15 protein-coding genes are annotated in these 17677 nt (G+C 65.1%); 1 reads left to right on the top strand and 14 read right to left on the bottom strand.

What is annotated here, in order from left to right; translation table 11 throughout:
* Window positions 1-82 precede the first annotated feature (82 nt).
* Genes JOF55_RS20470 through JOF55_RS20460 form a run of 3 tightly spaced genes read right to left on the bottom strand, consistent with a single transcriptional unit; the run spans window position 83 to window position 4338 of the window.
* Window positions 83-1153: a 2-oxoacid:ferredoxin oxidoreductase subunit beta gene (locus tag JOF55_RS20470; protein ID WP_310276855.1), complete on the bottom strand. Its 1071-nt coding sequence runs from the start codon at window positions 1151-1153 to the stop codon at window positions 83-85.
* Complete coding sequence (locus JOF55_RS20465) at window positions 1150-3138, bottom strand: 2-oxoacid:acceptor oxidoreductase subunit alpha (RefSeq protein WP_310276853.1); 1989 nt, start codon at window positions 3136-3138, stop codon at window positions 1150-1152. Before JOF55_RS20465 ends, JOF55_RS20470 begins: the two co-directional genes overlap by 4 nt.
* 48 nt (window positions 3139-3186) lie before the next feature.
* Window positions 3187-4338 (bottom strand): acyl-CoA dehydrogenase family protein, encoded by a 1152-nt coding sequence (locus tag JOF55_RS20460; RefSeq protein WP_310276850.1) that lies wholly within the window; start codon window positions 4336-4338, stop codon window positions 3187-3189.
* A 127-nt stretch (window positions 4339-4465) separates the two neighbouring features.
* Between JOF55_RS20460 and JOF55_RS20455 the strand changes: the two genes are divergently transcribed.
* The gene (locus JOF55_RS20455; RefSeq protein ID WP_310276847.1) at window positions 4466-5230 is read left to right on the top strand and encodes an SDR family NAD(P)-dependent oxidoreductase; all 765 of its coding nucleotides are present in this window, start codon (window positions 4466-4468) and stop codon (window positions 5228-5230) included.
* A 114-nt stretch (window positions 5231-5344) separates the two neighbouring features.
* On the opposite strand, the gene JOF55_RS20450 is transcribed toward JOF55_RS20455, so the two are convergent.
* The 11 genes from JOF55_RS20450 to JOF55_RS20400 all read right to left on the bottom strand — a co-directional run bounded on the left by JOF55_RS20450 (window position 5345) and on the right by JOF55_RS20400 (window position 17566).
* Complete coding sequence (locus JOF55_RS20450; RefSeq protein WP_310276844.1) at window positions 5345-6418, bottom strand: NAD(P)-binding protein; 1074 nt, start codon at window positions 6416-6418, stop codon at window positions 5345-5347.
* Window positions 6419-6441: 23 nt separating this feature from the next.
* Complete coding sequence (locus JOF55_RS20445; RefSeq protein WP_310276842.1) at window positions 6442-7341, bottom strand: oxidoreductase; 900 nt, start codon at window positions 7339-7341, stop codon at window positions 6442-6444.
* 170 nt (window positions 7342-7511) lie between these two features.
* Window positions 7512-8741, bottom strand: coding sequence for a CaiB/BaiF CoA transferase family protein (locus JOF55_RS20440; RefSeq protein ID WP_310276840.1), 1230 nt, complete (start codon window positions 8739-8741; stop codon window positions 7512-7514).
* Window positions 8742-8785: 44 nt separating this feature from the next.
* Window positions 8786-10255, bottom strand: coding sequence for an aldehyde dehydrogenase family protein (locus tag JOF55_RS20435; RefSeq protein ID WP_310276837.1), 1470 nt, complete (start codon window positions 10253-10255; stop codon window positions 8786-8788).
* Entirely contained in the window at window positions 10252-10761 is a 510-nt protein-coding gene (locus tag JOF55_RS20430; RefSeq protein ID WP_310276834.1) for a MaoC family dehydratase, read from the bottom strand. Before JOF55_RS20430 ends, JOF55_RS20435 begins: the two co-directional genes overlap by 4 nt.
* Complete coding sequence (locus tag JOF55_RS20425) at window positions 10758-11651, bottom strand: HpcH/HpaI aldolase/citrate lyase family protein (protein WP_310276831.1); 894 nt, start codon at window positions 11649-11651, stop codon at window positions 10758-10760. The genes JOF55_RS20430 and JOF55_RS20425 overlap by 4 nt, the downstream gene beginning before the upstream one ends.
* Window positions 11651-12817 (bottom strand): acyl-CoA dehydrogenase family protein, encoded by a 1167-nt coding sequence (locus JOF55_RS20420; protein WP_310276829.1) that lies wholly within the window; start codon window positions 12815-12817, stop codon window positions 11651-11653. The genes JOF55_RS20425 and JOF55_RS20420 overlap by 1 nt, the downstream gene beginning before the upstream one ends.
* A 31-nt stretch (window positions 12818-12848) precedes the next feature.
* The gene (locus tag JOF55_RS20415; protein ID WP_310276826.1) at window positions 12849-14492 is read right to left on the bottom strand and encodes an AMP-binding protein; all 1644 of its coding nucleotides are present in this window, start codon (window positions 14490-14492) and stop codon (window positions 12849-12851) included.
* A complete protein-coding gene (locus JOF55_RS20410; protein WP_310276822.1) occupies window positions 14489-15559 on the bottom strand; it encodes an LLM class flavin-dependent oxidoreductase in 1071 nt (356 codons plus the stop codon). The genes JOF55_RS20415 and JOF55_RS20410 overlap by 4 nt, the downstream gene beginning before the upstream one ends.
* 21 nt (window positions 15560-15580) lie before the next feature.
* Window positions 15581-16351 carry an SDR family NAD(P)-dependent oxidoreductase gene (locus JOF55_RS20405; protein ID WP_310276819.1) on the bottom strand — a complete coding sequence of 257 codons (771 nt, stop codon included), beginning with the start codon at window positions 16349-16351 and terminating at the stop codon, window positions 15581-15583.
* A gap of 51 nt (window positions 16352-16402) precedes the next feature.
* Entirely contained in the window at window positions 16403-17566 is a 1164-nt protein-coding gene (locus JOF55_RS20400) for an acyl-CoA dehydrogenase family protein (protein WP_310276817.1), read from the bottom strand.
* Between the last annotated feature and the right edge of the window lie 111 nt (window positions 17567-17677).

The following is a 17677-nucleotide window of genomic DNA, read 5'->3' as shown; positions in this document are numbered from 1 at the left end:
CGCGCGGTAGACCCCTCGCCCGGCTCACGCGTCGACACCGATCGAATCGGAGCCGACGCGGCCGGTGATGCATTCGAGCGTGTCAGACGACCGTCCAGCTGTCCTGCCCTCGTAATTGCGCTCGCAGCGCGGCGTCATCGTGGCCTTCGGCTTCCTTGGCGTGGTGGAGCTGTTCTCGAGCGAGATCATCGTAGGTGGATTTGGCCACTTTGCGGAACACGCCGGTGACGACGTGTGTGAGTTCCTGATCGGAGAGCCGACTCAGGGCGTAGGCGTATTCCGGGTCGTCGGTGGTGGCGTCGTGGACCACGATGTCGGATGGATCCACCTCACTCGTGGCGGCAACCCGCAACCCGAATCCGCTGCGCACCACGCAACGTTCACTCTCGGCGCCGAGAACGATCGGTTCGCCGTGCGTGATCGGGATCAAGCGCAACGATGCCTCTTCCGCATTTCTGAGCAGGTCAAAGGTCCCATCATTGAAGACGGGGCAATCCTGGAGGATCTCCACGAGAGCAGCACCGCGGTGCTCAGCGGCCTGGCGCAGCACTGCCGCGAGCCCCCGACGGTCGGAGTCCATCGCCCTGGCGACGAAAGTGGCTTCGGCCCCCAGGGCCAGCGATACCGGGTTGAACGGCGTGTCCAGCGACCCCATCGGGGTGGACTTGGTGACCATGCCCTGATCACTGGTCGGCGAGTACTGGCCCTTGGTCAACCCGTAGATGCGGTTGTTGAACAGCAGGATGGTGAGGTTGACGTTGCGCCGCAGCGCGTGGATCAAGTGGTTGCCGCCGATGGACAGCGCGTCCCCGTCCCCGGTGACCACCCACACGCTCAAATCGGGTCGGCTGGTGGCCAACCCGGTGGCGATCGTCGGGGCACGGCCGTGAATGGAGTGCATCCCGTAGGTGTTCATGTAGTACGGGAACCGGCTGGAGCAGCCGATGCCCGAGACGAACACGATGTTCTCCCGCTTCAGCCCCAGCTCGGGCAGGAAACCGCGGAGGGTGGACAAGATCGCGTAATCTCCGCATCCGGGGCACCAGCGCACTTCCTGATCACTGGTGAAGTCCTTGGCCTTCTGCGGTGCTTCCGTGGTGGGAACCCCGGCGACCGAGGTCAATCCCAAATCGGTAACGGCTGTGCTGCTCATGGTCCAGACCTCTCAGGATACGGTGCGGAATCGCTCGCCGCAGGATGGTTACCTCGCACGGCCCGCGCTCGGGCATCGGCGGTTTTTGCCCGCTCGGTCCTGGCCAGGGTTCCGGACTCCGCCTGTAGCAGCACTTCCTCCAATTCCTCGGCCAGGAAGGCCAAGCCCTGCACCTTGGTCACCGGCTGCACGTCCACCAGGTACTTCGCACGCAGCAACAAGGAGAGCTGCCCCAGATTCATCTCCGGCACCACGATGCGCTCATAGCCGCGCACCACCTCACCCAGATTCACCGGGAGGGGATTCAGATGCCGTAGATGCGCCTGCGCAACCGGAATACCTGCTTCCCGCACCCGTCGGCAAGCCGCCCCGATGGGACCGTAGGAACTCCCCCATCCGAGCACCAGCGTCCTGGCCTGTCCGGAGGGGTCGTGCACGGTGACATCATCGACGCTGATTCCGTCGATCTTCGCCTGGCGCAGACGAACCATCAAATCGTGGTTGTCGGGATCGTAGGAAATGTTTCCACTGCCATCGGTTTTCTCCAAGCCTCCGATACGGTGCTCCGAACCTGCCGTACCGGGAATGGCCCACGGACGGGCAAGGGTCTCGGCATTCCGCTGATAGGGAGCAAACTCCTGACCCGATTCGGACCACTCGGAAGAACGGGAGAAATCGGGATCGATTTCCGGCAGCTCATCCGGTTCGGGAACGTTCCAGGGCTCGGAGCCGTTGGCGATGGCACCGTCGGAGAGCAGCAACACCGGAGTGCGATAGGTGACCGCGATGCGGGTGGCTTCCAGTGCCGTTGCGAAGCAGTCCGCCGGAGAGCGAGGAGCCACGACGGGGACGGGCGACTCGCCGTTGCGCCCGAACAACGCCTGCAGCAGGTCGGCTTGCTCGGTCTTGGTCGGAAGCCCTGTGGAGGGGCCGCCACGCTGCACGTCGACGACGAGCAGCGGCAGCTCGGTCATCACCGCCAGACCGACGGTTTCGCTTTTGAGCGCCAGTCCGGGGCCGGACGTGGTGGTCACACCCAGCGAGCCCCCGAACGCCGCGCCGAGCGCGGCGCCGATGCCTGCAATCTCGTCCTCGGCCTGGAAGGTGGTGACGTCGAATCTTTTGAGTTTGCTCAACTCGTGCAGGACGTCGCTGGCCGGCGTGATCGGGTAACTACCGAGGAAGACCGGCAAGCCCGAACGGCGGCCCGCGGCGACCAGCCCGTAGGACAGAGCCGTGTTACCGGTCACCTGGCGGTATGTCCCCGGTGACAACGCGGTGGGTCCCACCTCGTAGGTGGTGGCGAATGCTTCGGTGGTTTCACCGTAGTTCCATCCCGCCCGGTACGCGAGCACGTTCGCTTCGGCAAGCTCGGGTCTGCGGGCGAACTTCTCGCGCAGAAAGCGCTCGGTATCGTCAACCGGACGGTGATACATCCAGGACAGCAGGCCGAGAGCGAACATGTTCTTGGCTCGCCCGGCGTCCTTCTTGTTCACCCCCGTTGCTTCCACCGCCCCGCGCGTGAGCGTGGTCATTGCCACCTCGTGCACGACGAGACCATCGAGTTCTCCGCTGGTGAGCGGGTTCGCGGCATAGCCGGCCTTGGTCAGGTTGCGCCCGGTGAACTCATCGGTGTTCACGATGACCGTTCCGCCACGCGCGAGAGCGCCGAGATGGGCCTTCAACGCCGCCGGATTCATCGCCACGAGCACGTCGGGCCGGTCGCCTGCGGTGAGGATGTCGTAGTCGGCAAAATGAACCTGGAAGCTCGAGACCCCGGGTAGTGTTCCCTGCGGAGCTCGGATCTCTGCGGGAAAGTCGGGCTGTGTTGCGAGATCGTTGCCGAATGCCGCGGCTTCGGCGGAGAAGCGATCGCCGGTCAGCTGCATTCCATCACCGGAGTCCCCGGCGAACCGGATGACCACTCGGTTCACTGTGCGCTTCTGTCCGGTTGTGTCCGGGCGAGGCGCGGTGTCGTTGCTCATGGGTGGCGGCCACTCCTTGCTTTACCGGGAAGATGCACTCGGTTCGGATTACCGGGCGAATTGCTTCACCAGCTGCTTGGCCAGGGAGTCCTGAATGACTTCGGTCGACCCTTCGTAGATGCGCATGGGGCGTGCTTCGCGATAAAGCCGCTCGATCCTGCTGCCGCGCACCAATCCGAAACGGCCCATTGTCTGCACCGACCTGTCGACGACGCGCCCTGCTGTCTCGGTCGCTCCCACCTTGGCCATGGAGGACAGGTGCAGATTGGCCAGTGGATCTCGTGCCGCTGCGGCAGCTGCACGGTAGGTCAGCGCGCGAGCCATCTCGATCTCGGTCCAGGAAGTTGCCAGGGAAGCGGGAACCGAGCCGAGCCGAGCCAGGCTGACCCCGAATTGCTCACGTCCACTTGCATGTCGCACGGCCTCTTCGAGAGCGGCTTGTGCCGTCCCCACCGCAGCACCCGCCACCGATACCCGGAAGGTTGCCAGGGTCGCCAACACCAGCTTGAATCCCTCACCGGGCGCACCCAGCCGGTACTCCACCGGTACACGAACCTCGTCCAGCACGACGTCGCCGAGGACGTGGGGAGCGATGATCTGGTGCGGTTTCTCGGTGCTGACGCCGGTTGCGGCGGCCGGGACGAGGACCAGGGAGTACCCATCGTTCTCTCGCGCCAATACGCAGTAGAAATCCGCGTCGCCGCCATTGGTGATGAAGGATTTGTGGCCACTGACGATCAGCTCACCATCGCGCTCGGTGACCGTGGTGGACAGTGCCTTGAGGTCGGACCCCACATCGGGTTCGGTGAGGGCGAGCGCGGCGATCGCATCGAGACGTGCCACCTTGGGCAGCCAGTGCGCGCGAACGGAGTCGTCTCCCCCGGCACTGATCGCGTAACTGCCGATGCCCTGCATCCCGAGCAGTGAATCCAGATGCGCGCTTTCGGCTGCGAACACTTCTCGGGCAACGGTGACCGCAAGAGAATCCACCCGATCATAGCGGCCGCCGAACTCCGCGGGGACTGTGATCGCGGCCAGACCGCTGCCTGCCAGCCGCTTGCGCATGTCGGGGTCGACGTCGTCGGATTCGTCGGCCCGTTCGGCGATATCCCGCACCGACGCGGCGAAAGCGCGCGCTTCTTCCTGCAGCCGGCGGTGGCTCGAGGAGAGCTCGAACAGCTGATCGTGGTTGTCACCCACCGGATGCTCCTTCTTCTCGGCATCGCGAAGTTCTGGCCTTCGCACCTATATCTATGATTACCATAACAATGAATATGGCAGGGTCAACTCCGGAGAACCGGTACGGCTCCACACCGAGGAGGCGCTCGTGAAGTTCGATACCCACACAGCTTTCGACCTGACCGGCCGGGTCGCCCTGGTCACCGGAGGCAGCCGCGGACTGGGCGAGGCGATGGTGCACGGCCTCGCCCGCGCCGGGGCCGATGTCGTCGTCGCCAGCCGCAATCTGGACTCCTGCAAGGAGACCGCCGCCGAGGTGGAACGGGACACCGGACGGTCGGCGCTGCCGGTCAGCGCCCACGTCGGTCGCTGGGCGGATCTGGACGCGCTGGTCGAGGCTGCCTACGAGCGGTTCGGGCGCATCGACGTACTGGTGAACAACGCCGGGATGTCCCCGCTGTACGACAGTCTCGACGGGGTCAGCGAGGAGTTGTTCGACAAGGTGATCGGGGTGAATCTGAAGGGACCGTTCCGCCTGGCCGCACTGGTGGGCACGAAGATGGCGGCAGCAGGCGGCGGCTCCATCATCAACATCAGCAGTGCGGGTGCCCTGCACCCCCGCCCCGAGATCGCACCCTACTCGGCGGCCAAGGCCGGTCTCAACGCCCTCACGGTCGGCTTCGCCCATGCCTTCGGTCCGGCGGTTCGCTGCAACGCGATCGTGGCAGGCACCTTCCACACCGACGTCAGTGCCTCGTGGGACTCCGAACAGTTCGCCCGACGCGCCGAGGGATTCGCGTTGCAGCGCGGTGGCCAACCGGAGGAGATCGTCGGTACCGCCCTGTACCTGGCCAGTGACGCATCCAGCTACACGACGGGCGCCCTGCTGACCGTGGATGGCGGACAACGCTGAGAAAACAGCAGAGCCGCGAGCGCGGAGCTCCCCACGGGTCGGTGCGGGGGTGCGTCCTCGTCGGTTACGGGGACGCACTCCGGCGTCGGTACTCCACGAAAGCGGAGAAAACCGCTACGCGCGAAGTACCTTCGCCAATTCGTAGGCTTGGCGAGTCGCGGACACCAGTCGCCGCGGAGCGAACGCGTCACCGAGGAGGTGCACCTCGGGCATCCGCGTGCGCAGTTGGTCGTACAACTCCGCATCGGCATCACCACCGCAAGCAAGCACGACCGAGTCGAAGCCGGTCAGCTCTTCCTCGCATCGTGAATAGACGTTGGCCACCCGGACCCGGTCGGGCGCTATCTCGGTGACCTCCTCCATGAAGCGGAAGACCACGCCACGCGAGTGAAGTCGGCCCAGAATCCCACCCAGGATGTAACGACCGAGCAACTGCCCCGGACCGGTGGTCGCGTACACCATGGTCACGTCGTGCCCACGCTCGCTGAGGAAATCCGTCACGCTCAGCGGCGGCAGGTGGTCGTCCTGTGCCACGACGAGCACCCGCTGCCCCACCGAGACGTCGCCACGCAGAACCTCGCGAATGTCGAAGACATTCTCGCCGTGAATGCCCTTGATCAAGGGACGATGTGGGGTCGCACCCGTCGCCACGGCCACCACGTCGGTGCCCGTGGTGATCACCGCGTCGGCATCCGCGCATTCACCGAGCCGGATTTTCACCTCCAGCCGCTCCAGTCGGCGCTCCTGCCAGTCGAGGTACCGGCTGTACTGGTCATAGCTGGGCGCGGCTGCGGCGACGCGCAACTGTCCTCCCAGTTCATCGGCGGCCTCCCACAGATCGACCGCGTGACCGCCCTCGGCGGCGAGCGCCGCAAGTTCCATCCCCGCCGGTCCCCCACCGACAACCATGAGACGCCGTGGTCGGGCGACAGGTCCCCACGGACCATCCAGCTCCTTCGCCGCATGCGGATTGACCGCGCAACCGAAGGGGAGCCCTTCGACGTAGCGGCGGCTGATGCAGTCGTTGCCACCGATACAGGGTCTGATCTCGTCCGTACGGCCTTCTCGGGCCTTCGACAGGATCTCGCCGTCGGCGATGTGTGCCCGAGCCATACCCACCATGTCAGCGTGGCCGTCGGCGAGCACGCGCTCGGCAGCGTCGATGGTGTTGATCCGACCGGTGTGCACGACCGGTAGCGAGATGGCCTTCTTCAGATCACCGGCCAGATGGGACCACTGCGCCGGGGCGTAGTACTGCGGTTGGATGTAGCTCGGATCCCCCCAGGGCGAGCCGATGACAGTGTGCAGGAAGTCGATGAGGCCGGTGCTTTCGAGGTACTGCGCGATGGTGATCCCCTCGGTGGCGTCATAGCCCCCGGCATCTCCTCTCGCAGGTTGAACCGGACACCGAGTGTCATGTCGGTGCCGATCTCCTCGCGTACCGCCGTCAGCACTTGGACCGCGAACCGCGCACGGTTCTCGAGGGAGCCACCGAATTCGTCCTCCCTGTGGTTGGTCAGGGGCGAGAGGAACCACTCGAGCAGGTCGTCGTGATTGAGGTGCAGCTCGATACCGTCGAGTCCCGCCCGTCGAGCCTGTCGTGCCGAAAACCGGTATTCCTCGACGTACCACGCAATCTCGTCCCGCCGCAGCACGTGCGGTCGGGAGTTGTACAGTGGCGCGCTCAGTTGCCGTGAGGGAGTGTGCGGATTCCCACCGATCACGGTCAACTGCGATGTGACGGTCGCACCCGCGGCATGGATGGCTGCGACCATCTGCTGGACCCGCTCGACGAAGAAGGGCAACCGGTAGAAGCCCGTGGTCTCGGCACCGTAGCCGTGGGGTTCGAAGCCGGGGACGAGTCGATTGCGAACCCGTCCGGCGACTCCGTCGATCCAGGCCACTCCGGCCTTTGCCCGCGACTCCCAGTAGGCGATGTTGCGGTTCGCATCGGCCTGAGATCCCCACAGGTTTCCGATCGCAGAAGCGTGTGGCGGCAACATGACCCGGTTGCGCAGGGACATGGCTCCGATCCGGATGGGCTCGAAGACGTGCGGATAGGCAGGGACCTCCGAGACATCGTGGGCCGGTTCATCAGGTGAATGCTTCATCGGAGCACTTCTCCCGGGTGATCAACCGGGACCGTGACCGGCGTATGTCTTCGGCAGTCCTCGTATTCGATCCGAACCTGCCCATGGAGCGATGGCGGGCTGCAACGTGCTGGTATTGCGGGGCGGCCGCGGATCGCGAGATTCGCGGCCGACCAGCGATGTCCTCGGCCTCACCGAGCGGATGAGCCGCTGACGACTCCCCGGTCGGCCAATTCGCCGAGCTCCCCGTCCGAAAGTCCCAACTCCCGGAGCAGCACCTGATCGGTGTGCTCACCAATAGCGGGTACACCGTCGTAGACCGGACCCGCATACCCGGCCATGTGCAGTACCGGCCCCGGCATCAGTACGGACTCGAGTGTTTCGTTGCCCGTGATGCCCACCAGGGTCCGCTCCAGGAAATGCGGATCGGCCACGATGTCGGAAGCATCGTTGACGGGAGAGTTCACCACCTCGAATTCGTCGAGCACGGCCAGCACTGCATCCCGCGGCAGCGATCCCACCCAATCCGCGACCTGCTTCTGCACCAGATCATTGTTGGTCAGCCGTGCGGCGTTGGTGGCGAATCTCGGATCGTCGATGAGTTCCCGCTGCCCCATCGCCGCAAAGAGCCGGGAAGCGATCGCCTGGTTGGACGCCGCGATGGACAGGAACTTCCCGTCAGCCGCCTCGTAGATACCCCGCGGAGAAGCCGCCCCGGTTCCGTTGCCGATACGTCCCTGCACCTCGTCGAGCCCGGTGTACTTGAGCACCAGATCGCCGATGATGAACATCAGCGGCTCGTACAGCGCCACATCGACCACATCTCCGTGCCCGGTTTGTCCCCGCCGGTACAGCGCCATGGCCGCACCCATGGCGGCCGCCATGCCGGCGATCGAATCCGCAAAGCCGAACGGTGGCGAGGTGGGTGGCGAGTCCGGCCAGCCGTTGATCTGGGCGAAGCCGCTGGCCGTCTCGGCCACGGTGCCGAACCCCGGGCGCAACCGGTAGGGCCCGGTCTGGCCGAAGCCGGACACACGGGCGAGCACCAGCCCGGGATTGTTCGCACTGAGCACCTCGTAGCCCAGTCCCCACTCTTCCAGCCGTCCCGGCCGGAAGGATTCGATCACGATGTCCACTTGAGACGCCATTTGGCTGACGAGATCGCGACCGTCCTGCTCACGCAGATCGACACCGACCGAACGCTTGCCTGCGTTGAGCCGCGAAAACCCCAGAGACAGCCCTTCCTTCTGAGGCACCCATTGCCGAGCGTAGTCCCCGGCCACCGGATCCTCCACCTTGATGACCTCGGCACCGAAGTCCCGGAGCATCCGCCCCGCCGTCGGCGCGGCATACATCGTGCCGAGCTCGAGCACCCGCACACCCGCGAGAGGCCCATCCCCGCCGGACCTGTTATCTGGCATGTCGCCTACCTCCGAAGCCGTATCGAGCCAATGACCAGCCGATATCAGACACGCCACTGGATGTGGCGGGGTTCCAGGTATTCATGGATCCCCCACTCCCCGAGTTCCCTGCCAACCCCCGAACGTCCGGAACCACCGAACGGCGCGTCGGGGCGCATCGCCCCGCCTCCGTTGATCCACACAGTGCCGGCACGGAGCCGCTCGGCCACCCGGCGTCCCTCCTCGAGATCGGGTGACCAGACATTGGCCGCCAGCCCGTAGGCCGTGTCATTCGCCAACCGAATCGCCTCGTCGGTATCCGAGAACGGCACGATCACCGCCACCGGTCCGAAGATCTCCTGCTGCACCGCGCGCGCGTCATGCGGCAGGTTGCCCAGCAATACCGGGTTCACGTACCAGCCGGATTCGGGCAGCGGCCGATCCACCGACAGCAGTGCCTTGCCTCCCGCACCGAGCGCCTCGTCGATGAACCCCTGCACCCGCTCCCGGTGGTCCGGCCGGATCATCGGTCCGATATTGGTCTTCGGGTCCCACGGGTCACCGACCCGCATTTGCTCGAATCCCTCGGCACTGGCCTCCAGAAAGCGATCGTAGAGGCTCTCGTGCACCAGCAACCGTGCCAGCGCGGCGCAGCCCTGCGCGCCGTTGCGCGACCACCGCAGGTGCGTTTCGGTGGCCAACGATTCGACATCGGTGCCGGGCAGCACGATGCTCGCGGATTTACCTCCGAGTTCGAGGGTGACGCCGTTCAGGTTTGTCGCGGCCTGCTCCATGATCTTTGCGCCCACCGCATCGGACCCGGTGAACGAGACCTTGTCCACTCCGGGATGCGAAGTCAGTTGCTGTCCGACCTCGGCATCACCGACCAGCACGTTGAACACGCCGTCCGGCAGGTCGGCCTCCCGGCTGAGATCACCGAACAGCAGCGTGGTCAGCGGGGTTCGCGGGGAGGGCAGCAGCACCACCGTGCAGCCCGCGGCCAGGGCCGCACCGAACTTGAAGATGGCGAGATTCAGCGGATAGTTGTATCCGGTGATCGCCGCGACCACGCCGACCGGGTAGTGCGTCACGTCGCTCATCGTCGGTACCGGCTGGTCGTAGCCGCCGAGGTGCAGGGTGCGGTCCTTCTTCGCCGCCTCGGCCTGCCAGCGCAGATGCATCAGACCGAGCTTGACCTGCAAGCCCTCGGCCAGGGAGACGGGCGTGCCGACCTCGTTGACGATCGAGGCCAGCAGCTTGTCGGTGCGTGCCTCCAGCACATCGGCGAATCGGTGAATCGCGGCCGCGCGCTCGTGCCCACTCATCGACGACCACCGACCGAATGCCTTGCGTGCGGCCGAAACGGCATCGTCGACCTGCTTGCTCGAGGCTCCCGCCACCGTTGCGAGGACCTGCTCGGTCGCCGGGTTGTACACATCCCACGCTGCGCCCTCCGGCTGCACCTGCCGGTTGTCGATGGTCAACGTGCGCACGTCGGGCACGTAGTCGCGGTCGGCACCTGTTGTGGAAGTCATCGCACACCTTCTTTGCTCTGCTCGGGGTCCGTCGGCTTCTTTGCCATCAGGCCGATGCGGTGGCAGCGGCAGATGAGCACGTCGTCCTGGTTGTAGCCACGGTGTTCGAACCACACGATTCCGGAATCGTCGCGACTACGGGATTCTCGCTTGTCCAGGACCGTGGTTTCCGCACGCAGCGTGTCACCGTGGAACACCGGGTGCGGGAACTCGATCTTTTCGTAACCGAGGTTGCCCAGGGTGGTTCCCATGGTCAGTTCGGGGACGTGGAACGCCCCGATCAGCGCGACGGTGAACAGGCTGTTGAGCACCCTGGCACCGTGCACCGATTCCTTGGCGAACTCCTCGTCCAGATGCAGTGGCTGCAGGTTCATGGTCAGCGAGGTGAACATGACATTGTCCATCTCGGTGATCGTGCGGGTCAGCGCGTGCCGATACTCGGCACCGACTTCGAACTCCTCGAAGTACAGGCCCCGCATGGTCGCTTGCGTCGCTTGCATGGTCATGGGCGGTTCCCCGTTCCGGTGATGCGCTCCGCGCGTTCGAGCCACGCGAGTGCCCTGTCATAGTGCGCCTTGTCGATGTGTGTCCCCCGGTAGCGCACTGCGCCGGTGCCGTCGGCGGTGGCCTTCTCGTAGGTGTCGACGATCCCCCGGTAGAACTCGACGTCCTCATCGGATGGCGTGAACGCCTCGTTGATCGTCGCCACATGGCTCGGGTGGATGGCGATCATGCCGCGGAACCCGAGCTGCCTACCACGCCGTGCGAACTCCGCAAGACCATCCGTATCGGACAGCTTCTCCCAGAGTCCGGTCAACGCGTGGATTCCCGCCTCACGGCATGCCAGCAGAATCCGGCTGCGGTGATACAGCGTCTCGGTGCCTTCCGGAGACCATTCGTATCCCACGGCTCGAGCTATATCGGCGTGCTCGGCGGTGGGGCCGATCATCGCTCCCACTCTCGGTGAGGCACCGGCAATCTCGCGGCATTCGTGGATCGCGCGCACGGTCTCCACCGGGACGATGTACTCCAGCCCCGACACCCCGTTGCGTGTCTCGAAGTGGTCGAGCAGCGCATCGTAGCGCAGCACGTCGGTGGCCTGCTCGATCTTCGGCGCGAAGATGCCCGTCAGTCCCGGTACCATCACCTGCTCCAGGTCTCCCCCGGTCAGCTTGGTGTCCAGGGGATTGACCCGTACGAGCACGTCCGGGGCCGTTTGCTCGGCGGCCAGCCGCTCGATGGACGAGGCAACAGTGGCTCGCGCGCCCACCTTTTCGGATTCCGGCACGGAATCCTCCAGGTCCAGCACGATCGCATCAGGCCCGGCACGTAAGGCTTTGTCCACCCAGGACGGCCGATGCCCCGGCAGGAACAGCACGGATCGGTAGGGCTGCATCAGTAGCTCCTCGGGAGTTCGAGCACATGCTCGGCCATGTAGTTCAGCACCATTTCCTGGCTGATCGGCGCGATCCGCATCAACCGGGATTCCCGGAAGTACCGTTCGATGTGGTACTCCTGCGAGTAGCCGTAACCACCGTGTGCGCTCAGCGCCGCGTCCGCGGCGAAGAAGCCCGCCTCCGCCGCGAGGTATTTCGCCTCGTTGGCGTCCTTTCCTGCCGGATGGTCGTTGTCGATCAGCCATGCTGCGCGGCGGCACATCAGGTCCGCCGCGTCCAACTGGATCTGAGCTTGCGCCAGTGGGAAGGCGATGCCCTGATTCCGCCCGATGGCCCTGCCGAACACGGTGCGCTCCTTGGCGTATCCGGCGGCCCTGCGCAGCGCGGCCCGGCCGATCCCGATCGCCGCGTTGGCGGAGATGACGCGCTCGGCATTGAGGCCTGCCAGAATCGCGCGGAATCCGTGCCCGACCTCACCGACCACATCGGAATCGGGTACGAACAGCTCGTCGATGAACAGCTCGTTGGTGTCCACCGCGTTACGGCCCATCTTCGGGATCTTGCGGACCGTGACCCGGTCGCGATCCATCGGGGCGAAGAACAGAGTCATGCCTGCGGTCTTCTTCGGCGCCTCGTCGCGAGGTGTGGTGCGGCACAGGATCAGCAGTCGCTCGGCCTCCTGCGCCTTGGTGATCCACACCTTCTTGCCGGAGATCGACCATCCGCCCTCGACCTTGCGCGCGAACGTGGCGATGTTCGTGGTATCCGTACCGGCATCCGGCTCGGTCACCGCGAACGACACGTGCAGATCACCTTCGGCCAGCCGGGGCAGGAACCGTTGCTTGAGCTCCTCGCTGCCGTGCTTGATGATCGGCTCGAAACCGAAGATGCCGATGTGCACGGCGCTGCAGCCGTTCATCCCGGCCCCGGATGCGGCGATCTCCTGCTCCACGATCGCGGCCTCGGTCACACCCTGCCCACCACCGCCGTACTGCTCCGGCACGGTCAGGCCGAGCCAACCTCCCTTGACCACCCCGTTGTAGAAATCCCACGGGAATTCCTGGGTCCGATCGTGCTCGGCCCAGTAGTCGTCGGAAAAGTCCGAGCACAGTGCTCGCACCGCCGCGCGAATATCATCGTGCAGCGTATCGGTGCTGAAATCCATGTTGATTCTCCTGTCCGGTCGCCATCCACACTCAGCGGACCGACTCGCGAAGGCGATCGTGCGTGTCGGAAGAGGCGCCGACCTCGCGCAGTGCGGCCTTGCGCACCTTCTCGGAAGGTGTCTTCGGCAGTGCGTCCACGAACCGCGCGAACCGTGGAATCGCGAATTCGGGAATACGGCCCTGGCACCAGGTGAATATCTCACCCGGATCGACCGGGCTCGGAGCAACGATCACGGCCATGACCTCGTCCTCACCGGCTTCCACCTCGCTCGGCACGCCGATCACCGCGCATTCGGCCACGGCCGGGTGCGCCAGAATCACTTCCTCGATCTCGTAGGAGCTGATGTTCTCGCCGCGTCGGCGCAGCGCGTCCTTGTAGCGATCGACGAAGTAATACCAACCGTGTTCATCACGCCGGAGAGCGTCGCCGGTGTGGAACCAGAGATTGCGCCACACTTCCAGCGTCTTCTCCGGCATGCCGTAGTAGCCCATGCTGCAGGTCCACGGCTGTTTCGGCCGCACCACCAGTTCTCCCACCTCTCCGACGGGCACCTCACGGTCGGTGTCCGGATCGACGAGGCGGATATCGAACCAATCGGCAGCCTGCAATCCTGCCGCCCCCGCTGGACGCTCGACGCCATAAGGCGACAGGATCGGCGCGCACGTCTCCGTCAGACCGAATGCGTCGACGAAAGCCTCGATACCGTAGCGCTCCTTGAAGGAATCAGCGATGGTACTGGCAGTGGGGGCGGCATAGATGCACCGGAGTTCGTTGTCGCGGTCGTCCGGGCGCGGAGGCTGCTTCCAGGCGAAATCCATCATCACGCCGACGAAGTTCGTCACCGTCACACCGGACTCACGCACGTGATCGATCCACTTGCTGGCGCTGAACTTCGATCGCACCACCGCGCGAGCACCGGCGACCAGCGCGGGAAACACCGCCATGAATTGAGCATTGCCGTGAAACAGCGGTGTCGTCGTCAGATAGGTGTCCTCCGGAGTCAGCCGGGTCAGGGAAACGACCACCTGGGCGAAGAAGTACAGCTGCGCCTGCGGCATCGCCACGCCCTTGGACGGACCCGTGGTACCGGAGGTGAAGAAGATGGCGCCCAGGTCCTGCGGCTGCGGATCGGGCAGATCGAGTACCGGCCCTTCCTCCAGATCCTCCCACGGCTCTGCGGCCCAACCGTGGGCGCGGAGCAACTCGACCGCCTCGGCACCGCGCCCGGTGTCGATCACCCAGAACTTGTCGATACCGCGTACGTCGTCGGCGATGGCCACCATGCGTTCCGCGAAGGCATCATCGATGACCGCCCACCGAGGCGCCACCGTGGCGACTTGGTGACGCAGGAACTCCCCCTCGTAGTTGGTGTTGATCGGTACCTCGACCATGCCGCCGACGGCTGTTCCGAACCAGGTTCGCACCAGTCTCGAGGAGTTGGCGGCCATGATGACCACGCGGTCCCCGGGCTCGGCCCCGGACTTGGTCAGCGTGCCTGCGACCCGCTGCGCCGAGGACAGCATCTCCGCGTAGGTCCACTCCAGCCCCTCCTCCGGTGCCATCAGGAATGTCGCGTCGGGGCGAGTGGCGGCATGCGAGCGCAATACCGTGGCGAGGGTCCAGTCATCCGGATCCTCGAAGCTCGGCACGAGATCGCGGTACACCTGGGTCATGGCTGCGTACCTCCTACGGCAGGCTCCGAGAAGAGTTCGGGGGCGGGAATGTCCCGGCGCGGCGTGATCGGCAGCAAGGAGGGCACGACTTCGCGACCGAGCCGGTTGATCGCGGCGATGGTCTCGTCGCCGTCCATGGTCGGCCACTGCGGCCGGACGAGCAGCGGGTCGACGGGGAGATCGGTGGCCAGCTTCGTCAACTGTCCGACCACGTCGTCGGGTGTCCCGATCACCGCATGTCCGGAAACGGCTTGTGCGAACTCGTTCTCCAGATCGGTGTCGGCCATGACGTCCAGCCCCTTGCGGGCATACGTCAGATACCTGCCCTGGGCGACCCTCGCGTATTCGGTGATGGCCTCCTCGCGAGTGTCGGCCACCATGACGTTGCGGCGCAGTGGCTGCGGTCCGAACTCCTTGCCGCGCGCGGCAAACCCTTCCTGCACCACAGTCAGTCGCTCTGCCACCTCGTGCGGCGGTGTTTCCGGCGGACAGGCATAAGCATCACCGAAGCGGCCCGCCCGTCGGGTGCCTGCCATGCTGTGCGCGCCGATCCAGATCGGCGGGTGCGGGGACTGCACGGGTTTGAGGTGCGGTGCGACATCCTCGAGCTGCCAGTACTTGCCCTGGTGATTCACCGTGTCCTCGGTCCACAGTTTCTTCATCAGCTCCAGCGACTCGTCCATCCGCGAGGCGCGCTGCTTGAACGGCACGTCGAGGTAGTCGAACTCCTCGGGGCGGTATCCCAGCCCTGCACCGAAGACCAACCTGCCCTCGGTGACCACGTCGAGCGTGGCGATCTCCTCGGCGAGCAGCACCGGATGGTAGAGCGGCGCGATCATGATCTGGGTGACGAGCTTGACCTCCGGACCGACCTCGGCGGCCAACCGCGCCAGCAGCGGAACCGGCTGCAGCCACCGCAGATCACCGTAGAGAAAGTGCTGGCCGATCGCGATGTAGGTGAACCCGTTGCGCTGGGCCGCCTCGACGATGCGCAGCACATCCTTGAATTGCTGATCAGGCGTCACCGACTTCGGGACGTCACTGAGCAACAGACCGACTTGTACCACGACTATGCCTCCCCGTTCGTTTCACTTGGCGGTCAGGCCACCGTCGACCGGGATGGTGACCCCGGTGACATAGCTGGCGTCATCACTGAGCAGGAACGCGACCACCGAAGCGATCTCCTCCGGTTCCGCGCCGCGGCCGAGCGGGATCCCGCTGACGAAGTCCTTGGTCAGCTCCTTCACATCGGCATCCGGCTCCCGGCCGAAGAAACTGGCCAGCATCGGGGTGTGCACGGTGCCGGGGCAGACCACGTTCGCCCGCACTCCTTCGGAGGCACCCATCAGCGCCAGGGATCGGGTGAACGGCACCAGCGATCCCTTGGTCAGCGAGTAGATCGGGCTGAACGGGGATCCGACCAGTGCCGAGGTGGACGAGGTCATGGTGATGGCCGCGGAATCGGCTTGTTTGAGCAGGTCGAAGCCGAGCGTGCAGGTGTAGTAGGCACTCTTGACGTTGACGTCGATGTTCTTGGCCCACTCGGCGTCGTCGACCTCCATCCCCGCGGGGCCGGGCATGCCCACCTGAGCGTGCAGCGCGTGCAGCACCCCGTGCTCGGCGCGGATCTTGTCGTACAGCGCCGTCAGGCTCGCGTTGTCGGTGGCGTCGACCTGCACACCGGTTGCGGAGCCGTTCGCCGCCTGAATCTCCTTGGCCACCCCTTCGGAGGCATCGGCACCGAGGTCGGCGACATAGACATGAGCACCCTCACTCGCCAGTCGATGGGAGATGGACCGGCCCATACCGGACCCACCACCGACCACAGCGGCAATGCGGCCTTCGAAACGGTGTGTCATCGTGTTTCCCTCCCGAAATGGTCGAATACGTTTCCGTGCCTGCACCGACGGTCAGCGGCGCTGATCGAACGATCGCCCGAGCAGTTCCGAGACGATGCGGATGCGCTGCATACTCGGAGTGCCGCCGGCCAGCGCCCAACCGTGCGCGTCCCGATGCAGACGCTCCAAGCCGTATTCCTCGGTATAGCCATTACCGCCGTGCAGCTGCATGGCCAGGTCGGTGACCCGCTTGGCCATTTCGTTCGCGGTGCACTTGGCCAGTGAGACCTCCAGCGAATCCGGCAGTTCATCACCGACATTCGCCGCCGCACGGCGGATCAGCAGTCGCGCGGCTTCCACCTGCAGCACCATGTCCGCCAGGTTCATCTGCACACTCTGGAACTCCACGAGTGGCTTGCCGAACTGCTCGCGCTCCTGCACGTAGTGCTTGGTCCGGTCCAGCGCGGCCTGACCGATCGCCAGGCTCATCGTGGCATTGCCCAGTCGCTCGATGGAGAATGCGCCGAACAGCTCCCGAAACCGGCCAGGTCCCACGACGAGGTTGTCGGCAGGCACCACCACATCATCGAACAGGATGTCCGCGGACGGAATCCCGCGGAAGCCCATCAGCTTCTCGCGCTGGCCGAAACTCACCCCGTCGCGGTCGGCCTCGACGAGAACGGCACCGATGCCCTTGGAGCCCGGTTCATCGTTCATCCGCGCGTAGACCAGGTAGTAGTCGGCTTCGCCACCGTTGGAGATCCAGCGTTTCGAGCCGTTGAGGACCAGCGAGTCCCCGGATACGGTCGCCTTGGTCTTCATGTCCGTGGCCGCCGAACCGGCATCCGGCTCGGAGATGGCCACGGCCAGGGTCGCGTCCCCGCTGATGATCGGCGGCAGGAAACGCTCCCGCTGCTGCTCGGTGCCGAACCTGGCCACCACCTGGGCCGGTCCGGTGTTGGCCTCGAAAACCTGGAAGGCAGCCGGGCGGCATTCCTTGGCCAGCGCCTCGATGACTCCCAGCGCGTGCTGCAGGGGTGCTCCCCCACCGCCGTACTGCTCCGGCAACGCGATACCGAGAAAGCCGAGCTCGCCCAGATAGCGACGTTCCTGCTTCGAAAACGCCATGCGAGAGCGGTCCCACTCCTCGTCGTATGGCGCATATCGTTCCTTGGCGACCTTGGCGGCGACCTCTTCGAGCGCCCGCTGCTCATCAGCGTCGATTACCTGTTGCACGAGCTCTCCGTTCCTAGTAATCATCATCATAGTATCGATGTACGTGCGGTCAAGTTTGCTCGATCCGCCGGACAGGTGCAAGATATCCATTATTATCATGAACATAGATTT

Origin of the sequence: Haloactinomyces albus (assembly GCF_031458135.1) — a bacterium.
In the GTDB taxonomy this organism is placed as follows: domain Bacteria; phylum Actinomycetota; class Actinomycetes; order Mycobacteriales; family Pseudonocardiaceae; genus Haloactinomyces; species Haloactinomyces albus.
Note: the sequence above shows the minus strand (reverse complement) of the source record. Positions and strands in the feature narration are given on the sequence as shown.